We start from the raw sequence: 15,983 nt of genomic DNA on the forward strand, positions 1-15,983 counted from the left end.
ACATAGTTCAAAACAGGTTATCAATAAATTTATAACCTGTTTTGAATTTACATATACAATGAAAAAACTAAAATTAGACATTATAGGCCTTTCTTACAGCCAAACACAATCAGGCGCTTACGCATTGGTTTTAGGCGAAGTTACTGGCCGTAGAAGGCTTCCAATTATAATTGGAGGATTTGAGGCTCAAGCTATTGCCATTGAAATTGAAAAAATGACCCCAAGCAGGCCTTTAACTCATGATCTTTTTAAGGCTTTCGCCGAAGCTTATAAAATCAGCATTAAAGAAATAATAATCTACAATTTAGTAGATGGCATATTCTACAGTAAATTGATTTGTACCGACGGTAAAAAAGATTTAGAAATTGATGCTCGTACTTCTGATGCCATTGCTTTAGCTGTTAGATTTGAGTGTCCAATTTATACCTACGAATTTATTTTGGCCTCAGCCGGAATTGTTATTGAAGGAAATGATTTTGTGTTTTTAGATAATATTGAACCTGTTGAAGAATCAAAAACTGCAGTGCAAAATTTTTCTTCTTTAAGTCCAGAAGAACTACAATCAAAACTACAAGAAGCCTTAAATGAAGAGGCTTATGAAAAGGCAGCCAAAATTAGAGATGAGCTAAATAAAAGAAAAACGTCTTAAATTTTTATAAAATTTATTTTTACGTTCCTTTTTATCATCTTAGCACTCTAAACAGAACTTTTTTTCTTTTATGGAAAGATTCACCGGTCTTATTGGTATCGCACTTATTTTAGGTATCGCTTTTTTATTATCCAACAACAGAAAGGCAATAAATTACAGATTAGTCTTCACAGGATTATCTATTCAACTTGGCTTAGCGCTATTTATCTTAAAAGTTCCTTTTGGTCAACAACTATTTAGTAAGTTAGGTAATGGCGTAACCAAAATCCTTAGCTTTTCTGATGCAGGTGCAAACTTTGTTTTTGGCGCCCTAGTTAATAAAGGTTTTATGGATAAAGCTTTTGGCGCCGGTAACGATTTTATATTTTTCTTTAAAATTATTCCTACCATCATATTTGTTGCTGTTTTAGTTTCGGTAGCCTATTATTTAGGGGTGATGCAAAGAGTAGTGAAATTTATAGCCTACATTGTTTATAAAGTAATGGGCGTTTCAGGTTCAGAAGCTTTATCTAATGTAGCTAGTGCTTTTGTTGGGCAGGTAGAAGCTCAAATCATGATTAAACCATACCTAAAAGGAATGACAATGTCTGAGTTATTAGCTTCTATGACAGGTTCTATGGCTTGTATTGCAGGTGGTGTAATGGCAGTTTATATTGCTTTAGGTGTGCCAGCCGAATATTTAATTGCAGCTTCATTAATGGCTGCGCCCGGTGCTTTAGTAATTTCTAAAATTGTTTGGCCCGAAACTCAAGTTTCTGAAACACAAGGAGTCGTATCTTTAGAAATAAAAAAAACCAATGCAAATTTGGTTGATGCAATTTCTCATGGCGCATCTGATGGTTTAAAAGTAGGTTTAAATGTAATTGCGATGCTTATTGGCTTTATCGCTATTATTGCTTTGTTAGATTATGTATTAGCTTTTATTGGAAGTTCTTTGGGTAGTTTAGGTTTATCTCTGGCTTTTATTGGAATTGATATCAATACATTAAGCTTAAATCAAATATTAGGATCGTTGTTTTCATTATTTGCAATGGCCATGGGTGTTCCGTTAAAAGATGCTCAAATTGCAGGCTCTCTAATGGGAACAAAAATGGTGATTAATGAGTTTGTTGCTTATTTAGATTTAGCTAAAATTAAAGACGTTTTAGATCCAAAAACATTATTGATTACCAGTTTTGCTTTATGTGGATTTGCAAATTTCTCTTCTATAGCCATACAAGTTGGTGGAATTGGAGAATTAGCGCCAGAACGCAGAACAGATCTTGCTAAATTAGGTGTTAGAGCCTTAATTTGTGGAACTTTGGCCTCTTACATGTCGGCAACAATAGCAGGTATTTTAATGTAATTTTCACTTTTTTATGAGTAAACATTACAGAAAACAAAGTAATTGTTTAAACTGCGGCGCAACTGTAAAAGGTAAATTTTGCGGTAATTGTGGTCAAGAGAATTTAGACCTTCATGAGCCTTTCTGGCATTTTTTAAGTCATAGCATAGGGCATTATTTCCATTTTGATTCTAAATTTTTTAATACAATTATTCCTTTATTTACTAAACCAGGGCAACTTACAATAGATTATATTAACGGCAAAAGAACTCAATATCTACAGCCAGTAAGTTTGTTCATTTTTATCTCTATTGTTTATTTTCTATTCAGACCCATTTTAAATCCTCAAAAAGAGAGTTCAAAAAAAAATAATGTACCTGAACAAATTAGTATTCCTTCAGAATATGAAAACAATTTGAATTTTTTACCTAAACAGCTTCAGCCAGAAGTTAAAAATGCGGTTAGAAAAGAACAAATAAGTTTATTTAAATCTTTAAAAGAAGAAAGACAGCAAGTAATTATAGATAGTTTTAAAAATATTGCTAGTAAACAGAAAGATGCTGTTTCGTTAAATAATTTTATCACCGAACTTGAAAAAACTAAAGGTGAGCCTTATGAAAAAGAGATTGAATCGTCTGTTAAAAGCTCAAGTAAAGATATTATAGAAAAATATGGCTCTAAAGTGTTTTTTATCCTTACCCCTATTTTCGCTTTCTTTTTGATGAAAAGTTTTAGAAAAAACAAACGGTATTTTATTGAACATGTAATTTATACCCTTCATTTTCATTCTTTCGCATTTTTAGTACTTCTTGTTTACAATATCTTACATTTTATAATTCCAAATTTTATTATCTACTACATAGCCATTATAGTTTTTGGAGTTTTTGTTTGGTATATCTATAAAAGCCTAAAAGTGGTTTATAAAAGATCTGGTAGCGTCACAGTATTTAAAATGATTACTCTTGGTATCTTATATTCTATTGCTTACGGGCTTTCTACCTCTATAGTTCAAACTATTGTTAATTCTGTAGCTCATTAATTTCCAAATTATCTAAAAATTAAAATTTTCCTTTGAATAGTAAAATCTTGTTATTAATAGATTCAAAATATTTACAAATTTTTAGTAATTTTAAATACGTTTTGAAGAAGTTAACCGCCATACTGTTTTTAATTATTTATTTAGTTTCAACAACTGAAGTATCACAGTTTTTGAAACTAAATGTTTTTTTTGAACATTTTTCTGAACACAAATCTCAAGATAAAGACATCTCTTTAATTGCATTTTTTGATATGCATTACCTAAATGGCAACCCAAGAGATAAAGATTATGATAGAGACATGCAATTGCCTTTTAAAACTAGCTCTGATAACATTTCTATCATTAATAATCATTTTGTTCCTCTTACGCCAACTTTCTCAATTAAGAATCCTATAGAAATTCTAAAAAAGAAAAACTATATACGTTTAAATCAAAGTTCTATCTCTACATATCTTTCTAATATCTGGCAACCGCCAAAAACTGTTTAATTTTTAACCATTATTTTTAACACAAATTTTATAAATAATGGCTCATTATTAAGCAATCAATTTTAAATTCTATTTAATTATACCATTATGCTAAATGCAATAATTGGGTTTGCTGTAAAAAACAAACTCGTTGTTGGGCTATTTATCATCGCCCTTATTGGTTATGGCAGTTACCAATTAACAAAACTGCCTATAGATGCTGTACCTGATATTACAAACAATCAGGTACAGGTGATAACCATTGCCCCATCATTTGGTGCTACAGATATTGAACGTTTGGTTACCTTCCCTATTGAACAAGTCAATAATAATATTGCAGGTTTAAAAGAAATCCGAAGTTTTTCTCGGTTTGGTTTATCCTTGGTTACTATTGTTTTTGATGATGATACTGATATTTACTGGGCAAGGCAACAAGTTTCAGAAAGATTACAGCAGGTTCAATCTCAAATCCCACAAGGTATTGGCCGGCCAGAATTAGGCCCCATAAGTACTGGATTAGGAGAAATATATCAATACGTGGTGAGGCCTAAAGATGGTTATGAAGATAAATTTAACGAAACAGATTTAAGAACCATTCAAGATTGGATTGTACGTCGTCAATTATTGGGTGTAAAAGGTGTGGCAGAAGTGAGCAGTTTTGGTGGAAAGCTAAAACAATACAGTATTGAGGTTGACCCAAACAAATTACTTTCTCTGCAAATTACCATAACTGATGTATTTAAGGCGCTCGAAAACAATAATCAAAATACTGGTGGTTCTTATATAGAAAAAGGTCCAACGGTTTTATTTATCAGAACAGAAGGATTGATAGGAAACATTGAAGACATCAACAATATCATAATTAAAAACACCAATAATGACGCTCCAATATTTATAAAGGATGTAGCTGAAATAAAAATTGGTCATGCAACCAGATATGGAGCAATGACTTATAATGATAAAGGTGAAGTTGCAGGTGCTATCGTAATGATGCTAAAAGGAGCAAATAGCAGCGATGTGATAAAGGATGTAAAAAACCGAATCGCTCAAATTCAAAAATCATTACCAGAAGGGGTTGTTATAGAACCATTTTTAGATCGTACCAAAATGGTGAATAATGCGATTGGAACTGTCGAAAAAAACCTACTTGAAGGGGCATTAATCGTCATTTTTGTGTTAGTGTTATTTTTAGGAAATTTTAGAGCTGGTCTTTTAGTAGCCTCGGTAATTCCCTTAGCCATGTTATTTGCCATTATCATGATGAATTTATTTGGGGTAAGTGGCAACCTAATGAGTTTGGGAGCTTTAGATTTTGGGTTAATTGTAGACGGTGCTGTTATTATTGTGGAGGCTGTAATGCATCAACTTTCACACGGAAACAAGTTTACTGGTCTAAATAAATTAACCCAAAACCAAATGGATGGGGAAGTTAAAATATCTGCCAGTAAAATGATGAATAGTGCTGTTTTTGGTCAGATTATTATTCTGGTAGTTTATTTACCCATATTTACTTTAGAGGGAATTGAAGGAAAAATGTTTAAGCCAATGGCGCAAACTGTAGCATTTGCATTATTAGGTGCATTTATACTTTCACTTACTTATATCCCAATGATGAGCTCAATTTTTTTAAGTAAAACGATAAAAACCAAGCAAAACATTTCAGATAAATTGATGATTAAAGTGGAGATCATATACCAAAAAGCGCTCCATAAAGTGATAGGTTTTCCTAAACTAGTGATGTCTTTGGCTTTTGGATTATTTATTTTCTCTGTTATTCTTTTATCAACTTTAGGTGGCGAATTTATTCCGGCTTTAGAAGAAGGAGATTTTGCCGTAGATACTCGAGTTTTAACAGGTAGCAACTTAAATACCACCATAAAAAATACGACACAGGCAGCTCATATCTTAAAAACGCAGTTTCCGGAGGTAGAAAAAGTAGTGACTAAAATTGGTAGTGGTGAAGTCCCAACAGACCCTATGCCTATGGAAGCCAGCGATATGATGGTGATTTTAAAGCCTAAAGCAGAGTGGACATCAGCTAAAACATTTGATGAATTAAGCGAAAAAATGGGTAAAGCGTTAACAGCTGTCCCTGGTATTACAGCTGGCTTTCAGTTTCCTGTTCAAATGCGTTTTAATGAATTGATGACAGGTGCAAGACAAGATGTAGTTTGTAAAATTTTTGGCGAAGATTTAGATACACTTGCTGCTTATGCAGAAAAATTAGGTAGCATTATCAACTCTGTAGAAGGCGCTAAAAACCTATACGTGGAAGCCATAGCTGGAATGCCGCAAATTGTAATTAATTACAATAGAAATGCAATAGCTCAATACAATTTAAACATTGCTGATATTAATAAAATTGTAAATACTGCATTTGCAGGCCAAAGCACAGGCTTATTATTTGAAGGAGAAAAACGTTTTGATATTGTGGTAAGGTTAAAAAGTAATCAAAGAGCAGATCTTAAAGATGTACAAAACCTTTTAATACGTACCCCAACAGGCGCTCAAATACCACTTTATCAATTAGCTGATGTTCAAATTAAGGATAGCCCTAACCAGATACAAAGAGAAGATGCTAAAAGGAGAATTGTGGTTGGCTTTAATGTACGTGGAAGAGATGTACAAAGCATCGTAAATGAACTACAAGAAAAAATTAATAAAGAGGTGAAATTTCCAACAGGTTATTATGTGACCTATGGTGGTGCGTTTGAAAACTTAAATGCAGCTAAGCAACGTCTAATGGTTGCCGTACCTGTTTCTTTATTGCTTATACTCATCCTATTATATTTTGCTTTTAATTCTATAAAACAAGGTTTACTTATTTATTCTGCAATTCCATTATCCGCTATTGGCGGGATTATTTTTTTAGCTTTAAGAGGCATGCCATTTAGTATTAGTGCTGGTATTGGTTTTATAGCTTTATTTGGAGTAGCCGTATTAAATGGAATTGTTTTAATTGCCGAATTTAACAGGCTAAAATCTGATGGATTAACCGATGTAAAAAGAATAGTTTTAATGGGGACAAAAGTAAGGCTAAGACCTGTATTGATGACTGCTTTTGTTGCCTCCTTAGGATTTTTACCCATGGCAGTTAGTGATGGCTCTGGAGCCGAAGTACAAAGACCATTAGCTACCGTAGTAATTGGCGGTCTATTAGTAGCTACATTTTTAACCTTATTTGTTTTACCTGTTCTTTATATGACTTTTGAAAAAGGATTTATCAAAAAGAAAAAATCAATAATTGCATCATCCATTATTCTATTTTGTTTGAGTTTTGGCTCAAGTTCATTTGCACAACCCCCAATAAAATTAGATGCAGCAATTGAAATGGCAGTTAAAAACAATTTACATTTTAAGAATGAGCAGTTAAAAGCTCAATATCAGCAATTACTAATTAAAAGCGCTGCAACTATTCCTCAAGCAAATTTATATGGCGAAGCAGGCCAAATCAATAGTAATTATAACGATACAAAATTTGGTATTGCTCAATCGTTTAGTTTCCCCACTGTATATGCAAGGCAAAAAAACCTATTACAAGAAGAATGGAAAAGTAGTGTTTTAAGTGCCTCAGTAAAAGAATCTCTACTAAAGAAACAAGTTACAGAGCAATTTTATGATATCATTTACATTCATGAAAAGAAAAAGTTGCTTCAGTTTGCAGATAGTTTGTACTCCTCTTTTTACAAAAAGGCAGAGCTTCGTTTTACAAAAGGAGAAAGTAATATTCTCGAAAAAACGAGTGCCGAAATACAATTAGGTCAAATTAAAGTCCAATTGAATAATTTATCAGAAGATTTAGCCATCATGCTAATACAATTTCAATTGCTATTAAATTCTGATATCCCTTTAATGCCAGATACAGGTGGTACTTATGAAATGGCTATCGTTCATCAAACAGATTCGGCTGCTTTAAAACAGCATAGCTTAGTAAAAGTAGTGGAACAACAAAAGTTAGTAGCTTATTCTTTTGTAAAACTAGAGAGAAGTAAGTTATTACCAGATTTATCATTGGGTTACAGCAATACTAGCATTCAAGGAACTGGAGCAGATAATAATATATATACTGCTTCAACCCGCTTTAGTGCCGTACAATTTGGTATTGGAATTCCAATTTTTATGCAGGCACAAAAGGCAAAAATTAATAGTGCTAAATTTAATCTGGAAATTGCGGAAAACAATTACAACGTCGTTCTTCAATCAATACAATCAGAATATCAAATAGCTTTAAATCAGCACCATAAATATTTAAAAACTGTTACTTACTTTAAGGAAATAGGTTTAAAAAATGCTGATTTAATTAATAAAACAGCAAACCTACAACTGGCAAATGGAGAAATTAATTATTTAGATTGGGTTCAATTAATTAATCAATCTACCAATGTAAAAAGTGATTATGTTGATGCTGTTAAAAGCCTTAATCAATCTATAATTCAACTTAACTATTTAAAAGCAAATAATTAAACATCATGAAACTGACCATATATCTAATATTTATCTCCATCCTGTTTGCAGGATGCAGCCAAACTCAACCCGCAGAAGAAGTAGAAAATAAACTGGCTAACAATTTAGTTTCGCTTTCGGCTATACAAATGAAAAATGCAGACATTTCTGTTGCAAAAATGGAGTTAAAATCCATTTCCTCTATTTTAAAGGTAAATGGAAAAATTGATGTCCCTCCGCAAAATGTGGTTTCTATTAGCATCCCATTAGGGGGATATTTAAAATCAACTAAACTTTTACCCGGAATGCATTTAAATAAGGGAGAAGTAATAGCGGTAATAGAAGATCAACAGTACATTCAATTACAACAAGATTATTTAACAGCTAAAGTGAAAATCATTTATTTAGAAAAGGAATATCAAAGACAAAAAGAGCTAAATGAGAGCCAAGCGAGTAGCAATAAAGTGTACCAGCAAGTAGAAGCAGATTACAGAAGTCAGAAAGTTTTAATTACCGCACTTTCTCAAAAACTAGCATTGGTAGGTATTAACCCTAAAAGTATAAGTGAAAACAATATTACCAGAAGTATAAATGTTTATTCGCCAATTAATGGATATGTATCTATGGTAAATGTAAATATTGGGAAATATGTATCGCCTACAGATATACTATTTGAGTTGATTAATCCTAAAGACATTCATTTAGCGTTAACCATATTTGAAAAAGATATAGAAAAACTTTTTATTGGGCAGCAATTAGAAGCGTACACTAATTATCAACCAGAAAACAAACATCAATGTGAAATTATTTTAATTGGCAGAGATTTATCTAACAATGGAACTACTGAAGTGCATTGCCATTTTGAAAATTTTGACAAAAAGCTAATTCCTGGAACTTATATGAACGCCGAAATAAAGGTGAAGAATAAACAAGCGATGACGCTACCCGCCGATGCCATTGTACGTTTTGAAGGCAAGCAATATGTATTTGTGAAAAAAAATAAAAGTGAGTTTGAAATGGTGGAAGTTAAACTTGGAGATAGTGAAAATGGCTTCACAGAAATAATTAATCAAAAAAACAATTTAGAAGCCGAAGATTTTGTTGTTAAAGGAGCTTATTCATTATTAATGTTGATGAAAAACACCGCTGAGGAATAAATTAACAAACAAAAAAAGCTACCATTTTTGATAAATGGTAGCTTTTTTTGTTTAATTGAGCTAAGAAAATTATCTTTTTTCTAGCGCCACAAAATTCCTGTTAATTTCACCTACATAAATCTGACGAGGTCTGCCAATTGGTTCTTTATTTTCACGCATTTCTTTCCATTGAGCAATCCAACCTGGTAAACGTCCTAAAGCAAATAACACAGTAAACATTTCTGTTGGGAAACCTAAAGCTCTATAAATAATTCCAGAATAGAAATCTACGTTAGGATACAATTTTCTTTCTACAAAATAAGGATCGCTTAAAGCAACTTCCTCTAATTTTTTTGCAATTTCTAAAACAGGATCATTGATACCTAATTTCTCTAAAATATCATCACAAGCCTTTTTGATAATTTTAGCTCTTGGATCAAAGTTTTTGTATACACGATGACCAAATCCCATTAAACGGAATGAATCATTTTTATCTTTCGCTTTATTTACCCATTTATCAACATCTCCACCATCATCCTTAATTTTTTCTAGCATTTCAATAACCGCTTGGTTAGCTCCACCATGTAGAGGTCCCCATAATGCAGAAATACCGGCAGAAATTGATGCGTATAAATTACAGTCAGAAGAACCTACAATTCTAACTGTAGAGGTAGAACAATTTTGTTCATGGTCTGCATGTAAAATTAATAACTGATTCATGGCGTTAACCACAACCGGGTCTATTACAACATCTTCCGTACGCTGACCAAAGGTCATGTAAAGGAAATTTGTAACATAATCAAACTTATTTTTAGGATAAATTACCGGATGCCCTAAAGATTTTTTATAAATCCAGGATACTATAGTGGCCATTTTACCTAATAATTTGATAATGGTTAACTCAAATTCTTCTTTAGTTTGGTTTGGATTTAAAGACTCAGGATAAAATGAAGAAAGTGAACACACTAAAGAAGAAAGCTGACCCATTGGGTGAGATTTTGATGGAAAACCATCAAAAAACTTCTTCATATCCTCGTGAACTAAAGTATGGCGACTAATTTGATGTTGAAAGTCAGCTAATTGAGCTTCTGTAGGTAAGTTTCCGTAAATTAAAAGATAAGCTACTTCTACAAAAGATGCTTTTTCTGCTAATTCTTCAATACCATAACCTCTGTATTTTAAAATACCTTTTTCGCCGTCTAAAAAAGTAATAGCACTTTTTGTAGCACCTGTATTTTTATAGCCTGTATCTAACGTAACAAAACCTGATTGATCTCTAAGTTTTCCAATATCAATTGCTTTTTCATTTTCTGTTCCTTCTATAATTGGAAGATTGAATACTTTTCCGTCTAATTTAAGTTCTGCTGTTTCTGACATATAATAAGTGGCTTTGCGAACAAATTTAATTAATTCTCCTACATAACATAAAAAATATGCATTAAATAACATTTACTTTACATTTCGTTATTCAATATTTTTTCAAAACAGTATTGAAATAATAATCAATCTTGAATTTTAAATGGTTTAACAACAATGAATCAGAATGTTAAGCTAATTTTAACATTTTAAACTTCTTCTTTTAAAAAAAATAGAATTAGCCTGTTTTTATCTCTAATAACAGTTATTTATTAAAAAATATAGCTGATAAACCCAATATTGTATATAAATATGAATAATTAATGGTTATTAAAGTCGAGAAAATATATTAAAAAATGGTTTTATAATTTATAAGAATTTGTTATTGCAAGGTACAATCAGGTATTATTTGATATTAAAAGGGAATTGTAACATTTACATGATATTTAATAAATTTAATTAGATAAAAAATCTAAACTTAAAATCAATTCGTTATTTCTAACATCTTTAAACAAATTTCAAAAATCGAAGATGAAAAATCTGAAATTTAAAATTATCATTTCAGTGTACGTATGTCTAATTGTTTTAGCATTGTATAACGCATTTCACTCCTATCAAAACAATATTAGCCATGCTAAACAAACTGTTTTTGCAAAATTATCAACCCTCTCTAATTTATTAGCAAAACAGATTAATGGCGATTTGCATGAGAAAGTTATTAATCAGTACAAAAAACAAGATGATATAAAAACATCACATCAAGATGCAGATTACCAATCTATACACAACATTTTAGCACAAGCACAAGCTTCAGCAGGAATTAATACTCCTATATATACATTGTTTCCCTCTAATGACTTTAAAAAATTCTTTTTCGGGATAACTTCAAGTGTTAACCCATACTATAAACACAGATACCACACGCCTCCAAAAGAACTTATAACCGATTATGAAAAAGGTGGTTTTATTGATGAATATTTAGACGAAAATGGAATTTGGCTTTCTTCATTTGCACCCATAAAAAATAAAGCAGGCAAAGTTGTAGCCATTATACAAACCGATCAAAATTTTGAAGAGTTTATGATTGATGTTAACAAAAAATTAATAGGCAATATCTCTTTTATCGCACTCATATATTCGGTTATTGGCTTTCTATTATACCTTTTCTTAAAAGAAGTGCTTAAAAAAGAAGAAGTATATTCATTAACACAGCAAAAATACAAGCAAGAATTAGAAGAACAAGTTAACCATAGAACAAAAGAACTAAGTGTAGTAAACAAAAAGTTGATCGATGTAAATAAAGAATTAGAATCATTTTTTTATAGTACCTCTCATGATATTAGAGGGCCTTTGTGCAGAATTTTAGGTTTAACATCTTTAGCAAAATGTGAAGATGATAAACAAGAATTGGTTGAAATGATAGAAATTGAATCTCAGAAAATGGATAATATGCTAAAGAAAATGATTTTAGTAAACAACCTGAGAACCAAAGAATTAAAAATAGAACATGTATTTGTAGGTGATACTGTAAATACCGCTTTATCTCAAATTAAGAAAAAGTATCATCAGTCTAAAGCAGAAGTGGTGATTAAAACAGAAACTCAAACTTTAAAACAATTTAATTCTGATACCCAAATAGTAGAATCTATTATCTGCAATTTATTAGACAATGCATTTAAATTTAGCGATAGCTTAAACCCAAAAATAGCCATCAGTTCTTTTATTGATAAAAACGGAATATTGAGCTTAACGGTGGCCAATAATGGATTAGAATTTACCGAAAAAGAGATGAAACATGCTTTTGAACTTTTTAAGAATGCAAGTTTAAAAGATGGTGATGCAGATGGAATTAGATTAGGACTTTACACTATAAAAACTGCTTTAGATAAATTAAATGGCCTTATAGAAATTAATACCAATGCCAAAAACATGACAGAAATTAAGGTACTTATTCCTGATTTTTACATTGGCCATAAAATTGATTTGTTGATTGCTAATGATCAAATTATTATTGCATAATATTCTGTAAATCAATTTTTTCGATATTCATTAGGCGACATTCCTATAGTTTTGGTAAACAATCTAGAAAAATACTGCGGATCAAGTATTCCTAACTTAAAGGCAATCTCTTTCACTAAAATATCTGTAAACTTTAGGTATTCGCAAGCTTTCTGCATTTTTATAGTGTTGTAATAATTAACAGGAGAAGTACCAGTTTTCTTTTTAAACACCAAAGAGAAATGCGAAACAGACATATTTACATTCTCGGCAATTTCGCTTAAGGATACATTTTGCTCGCTACGCTCTTTCATAAATTGAATGCTACTGTTAATTAAGTTTTGTGATTTATCTTCTTTTGGGCTACTATTATGAGTTACCAAAACAAATGAGGAAATCAAATTTAATAAGCACATATTCATCATGGTTAAATTTTCATTACCATAACCACGTTCTAAATTCTGATAAATTCTGTTAAATAATTTAATACGTTCTTCATTATAAGGCAAAAATCCTTTATGTGCTTGCGCCGATTTGATAAACAAATCGGCAATTTCTTCAATGGCATTTCCTTTAAAAAAAAACCAGAAAATACTCCAGGGCTTTAAAACATCAGCCTGGTAAGAAAAAGGAGTATGTGCAGGAATAATAAAAAAATCGCCGGGAGAAATGTGATAAATTGTTTGGTTAATTTGAGCTACGCCATAACCGTTAATGCAGTAAATTACAATATACTCTTCCCTGCCCCTATTATTTTCTATAAACTGATATTTAGCATCGGGAAAAAAACCAATTTTAGTAAAATGACCGTTTATTGCCGATGGATGCTTTGCGCAAAAATCCTGTACCATTTCTGGTGATAATTCTATAGTTCTTTGCCCCGCAAAACCCTGCTTTTTCTTCATCTTAAGTTTATAATCTATCCTAACAATTTATAAATTAAAGCAATTATCATTATTTATGCAAGAATATTATCCAACACTATAAGAATATTGTACATACTACTGCATTTTTCATCCTTTAAATTTGATTATTATTAAATGCCATTTATACAGACTGTTAGCAAACAGTTTTTAATTGATTTGATAGCCAAAATTTAAAATAATTTCGAGAAAACAATTATTAACGTTTATAAGTGCGTTAACGATTGAAGCGGCATCCTTTTTTTGGTCTTTTCAGGACAAAAAAAGATACAGCGGAAAGCGTGTTAAAACGCCCAATTTAATGATTAAAACGCATAAGAATAGACCAATTTAATAACCTAAAATTTATAAAATCTTAATTTATTACAATGAGAGATCCACAACATCTTGTTAAAAGCATTTTCTTAAAAACCTTTAATGAAGAGCCTTTAATAGTAAGATCACCAGGCAGGGTAAACCTAATTGGCGAACATACCGATTATAATATGGGCTTTGTTTTACCTGCAGCCATTAATAAAGCAGCTTATATTGCTATTAAAGAAAGAGAAGACGATACCATTTTTATTGTTGCCGCAGATTTAGAAGAAAGCTTTTCCACTACGGTAAGCCATTGCAATTATTCTGATAAAGGATGGCCTAACTATGTGATTTGCATTGTAGAGCAATTGTTAAAAATTAATAAAAAAATTGGAGGTTTTAATGCGGTAATTTCTGGAGATGTGCCTTTAGGAGCTGGAATGTCATCATCTGCGGCTTTAGAATGTGCTACCGTTTTTGCATTAGACCATATTTTTGAGTTGGGTTTAGATAAAATGCAAATGGTGAAATTGGCTCAAAAAGCCGAGAACGAATTTGTAGGTGTAAACTGCGGAATTATGGATCAATTTGCCAGTGTTTTTGGTAAAAAAGGACATGTGGTAAAATTAGATTGTCGTTCGCTAGAATATGAATATGTTCCTTTTGAATTAGAAGGAATTAAAATAGTATTGTTTGATTCTATGGTGAAACACTCTTTAGCTTCATCAGAATATAATGTGCGTACAAGCCAGTGTGGCGAAGGCGTTTCTATCATCCAACAAAAATACCCTGATGTAAAAACCTTAAGAGATGCCACCATAGCTATGGTTGAGGAATGTTTAGCCACTGAAAGTACTGATATTTACCACCGTTGTAAGTATGTAGTAGAAGAAAACAACCGTTTATTGGCCGCTTGCGAAGATTTATCTCAAAATAAGATAGAAGATTTTGGACAGAAAATGTACGAAACCCATGCTGGTTTAAGCGAATTATATGAAGTAAGCTGCCCCGAATTAGATTTTATTGTAAGCTGTACCAAAAAAGAGGAAAACATTTTAGGAGCCCGAATGATGGGTGGTGGTTTTGGTGGCTGCGTAATCACTTTAGTAAAAGAAGATGATTTAGACAACGTGGTAAAACGCATTAAAGATGCCTATTGGAATAAAATGAACATCGGAATGAATGTTTACATCACTCAAATAGAAAACGGCACACACATAGTGAATTAATATGAATTTTAATTTTGAAGAACACCCACACCAACGTTTAAATATATTAACTGGCGATTGGATTTTGGTTTCGCCACACCGTACCAAAAGACCTTGGCAAGGAAAAGTAGAAGCAGCGGCAGTCAACAAGCGTCCGGCTTATGATGAAAAATGTTATTTATGCCCTGGTAATGAAAGATCTGATGGATCAATCAATCCAAAATATACAGCTCCTTATGCTTTCACCAATGATTTTTCTTCTCTTTTAAACGATACGCCTCACGGAGAAATTAATGTAAACGGTTTATTGCAAGCTAAAAGTGAGAAAGGAATTTGCAGGGTCATCTGTTTCTCTCCTCGTCATGATTTAACGCTTCCGCAGATGGAAGTTTCAGAAATTACTCAGGTAATTGATTTATGGAAAGCCGAATTTCTAGAACTTTCTAAAAACGAATGGATTAAATACATTCAGATTTTCGAAAACAAAGGCGATATTATGGGTTGCAGCAACCCTCATCCGCATGGGCAAATATGGTCGCAAAGTAGTGTGCCAGTAGAACCTAAAAAAGAAACCGTTCAGTTTGCAGCTTATTATAAAGAGCATCAACGCAGTCTTTTAACTGCTTATTTAGAAGAAGAATTAAAAACCCAAGAAAGAGTAGTGGTAGAGAATGAACATTTTGTGGCTTTGGTGCCATTTTGGGCAGTTTGGCCTTATGAAACCATAGTAATTAGCAAAAGACAAGTTCAATATACGCACCAATTTAATAGCGAAGAAACACTGGCTTTAGCTCAAATTTTTAAAGCCTTAACCATTAAATACGATAACCTTTTTGAAACCTCATTCCCCTACTCGTCTGGTATTCACCAAGCGCCGGTAAATGATGGCGAACACCCCGAATGGCATTGGCACATGCACTTTTACCCACCGTTATTACGCTCGGCAACGGTTAAAAAGTTTATGGTAGGTTATGAAATGATGGCTAATCCGCAAAGAGATATTACGGCAGAACAAGCTGCTATGAAACTGAAAGAATTACCCGAGTTACATTATTTGAGTAAATGATTTTTGGATTGACTTAGGTTTGTGGAAACATCAACTTAGGATTTATAAATCGCGATTGGTGAAAACCGATTGCGATT

At 32.0% G+C, this 15,983-nt stretch carries 11 protein-coding genes; 9 read left to right on the top strand and 2 right to left on the bottom strand.

Annotated features, from left to right (window positions below; all coding sequences use genetic code 11):
- The first annotated feature begins 58 nt into the window (after nucleotides 1–58).
- From FA046_RS10420 to FA046_RS10445, 6 genes are all read left to right on the top strand, one after another.
- On the top strand, nucleotides 59–649 hold the full coding sequence (locus FA046_RS10420) for a bifunctional nuclease family protein (RefSeq protein ID WP_136826344.1): 591 nt from the start codon (nucleotides 59–61) through the stop codon (nucleotides 647–649).
- Nucleotides 650–719: 70 nt separating this feature from the next.
- On the top strand, nucleotides 720–1,994 hold the full coding sequence (locus tag FA046_RS10425) for a NupC/NupG family nucleoside CNT transporter (RefSeq protein WP_136826345.1): 1,275 nt from the start codon (nucleotides 720–722) through the stop codon (nucleotides 1,992–1,994).
- 13 nt (nucleotides 1,995–2,007) lie between these two features.
- Nucleotides 2,008–3,012: a DUF3667 domain-containing protein gene (locus FA046_RS10430; protein ID WP_136826346.1), complete on the top strand. Its 1,005-nt coding sequence runs from the start codon at nucleotides 2,008–2,010 to the stop codon at nucleotides 3,010–3,012.
- A gap of 101 nt (nucleotides 3,013–3,113) precedes the next feature.
- Entirely contained in the window at nucleotides 3,114–3,500 is a 387-nt protein-coding gene (locus FA046_RS10435; protein ID WP_205943635.1) for a hypothetical protein, read from the top strand.
- Nucleotides 3,501–3,587: 87 nt separating this feature from the next.
- A complete protein-coding gene (locus FA046_RS10440; protein ID WP_136826348.1) occupies nucleotides 3,588–7,943 on the top strand; it encodes a CusA/CzcA family heavy metal efflux RND transporter in 4,356 nt (1,451 codons plus the stop codon).
- Between the two features lie 5 nt (nucleotides 7,944–7,948).
- Nucleotides 7,949–9,079 (top strand): efflux RND transporter periplasmic adaptor subunit, encoded by a 1,131-nt coding sequence (locus FA046_RS10445; RefSeq protein WP_136826349.1) that lies wholly within the window; start codon nucleotides 7,949–7,951, stop codon nucleotides 9,077–9,079.
- A 69-nt stretch (nucleotides 9,080–9,148) separates the two neighbouring features.
- Here the strand turns inward: FA046_RS10445 and FA046_RS10450 are convergent, their stop codons facing one another.
- On the bottom strand, nucleotides 9,149–10,435 hold the full coding sequence (locus tag FA046_RS10450; RefSeq protein WP_136826350.1) for a citrate synthase: 1,287 nt from the start codon (nucleotides 10,433–10,435) through the stop codon (nucleotides 9,149–9,151).
- A gap of 510 nt (nucleotides 10,436–10,945) precedes the next feature.
- On the opposite strand from FA046_RS10450, the gene FA046_RS10455 reads away from it, so the two are divergent.
- A complete protein-coding gene (locus tag FA046_RS10455; protein WP_136826351.1) occupies nucleotides 10,946–12,433 on the top strand; it encodes a sensor histidine kinase in 1,488 nt (495 codons plus the stop codon).
- An 11-nt stretch (nucleotides 12,434–12,444) separates the two neighbouring features.
- Here FA046_RS10455 and FA046_RS10460 read toward each other — a convergent pair whose 3' ends face one another.
- The gene (locus FA046_RS10460; protein ID WP_136826352.1) at nucleotides 12,445–13,317 is read right to left on the bottom strand and encodes an AraC family transcriptional regulator; all 873 of its coding nucleotides are present in this window, start codon (nucleotides 13,315–13,317) and stop codon (nucleotides 12,445–12,447) included.
- A gap of 386 nt (nucleotides 13,318–13,703) precedes the next feature.
- Here FA046_RS10460 and galK point away from each other — a divergent pair, with 386 nt between their 5' ends.
- Entirely contained in the window at nucleotides 13,704–14,861 is a 1,158-nt protein-coding gene (galK, locus tag FA046_RS10465; protein WP_136826353.1) for a galactokinase, read from the top strand.
- Between the two features lies 1 nt (nucleotide 14,862).
- The gene (locus tag FA046_RS10470) at nucleotides 14,863–15,906 is read left to right on the top strand and encodes a UDP-glucose--hexose-1-phosphate uridylyltransferase (RefSeq protein ID WP_136826354.1); all 1,044 of its coding nucleotides are present in this window, start codon (nucleotides 14,863–14,865) and stop codon (nucleotides 15,904–15,906) included.
- Nucleotides 15,907–15,983 lie beyond the last annotated feature (77 nt).

The organism is Pedobacter cryophilus (assembly GCF_005116455.1).
GTDB lineage: Bacteria > Bacteroidota > Bacteroidia > Sphingobacteriales > Sphingobacteriaceae > Pseudopedobacter > Pseudopedobacter cryophilum.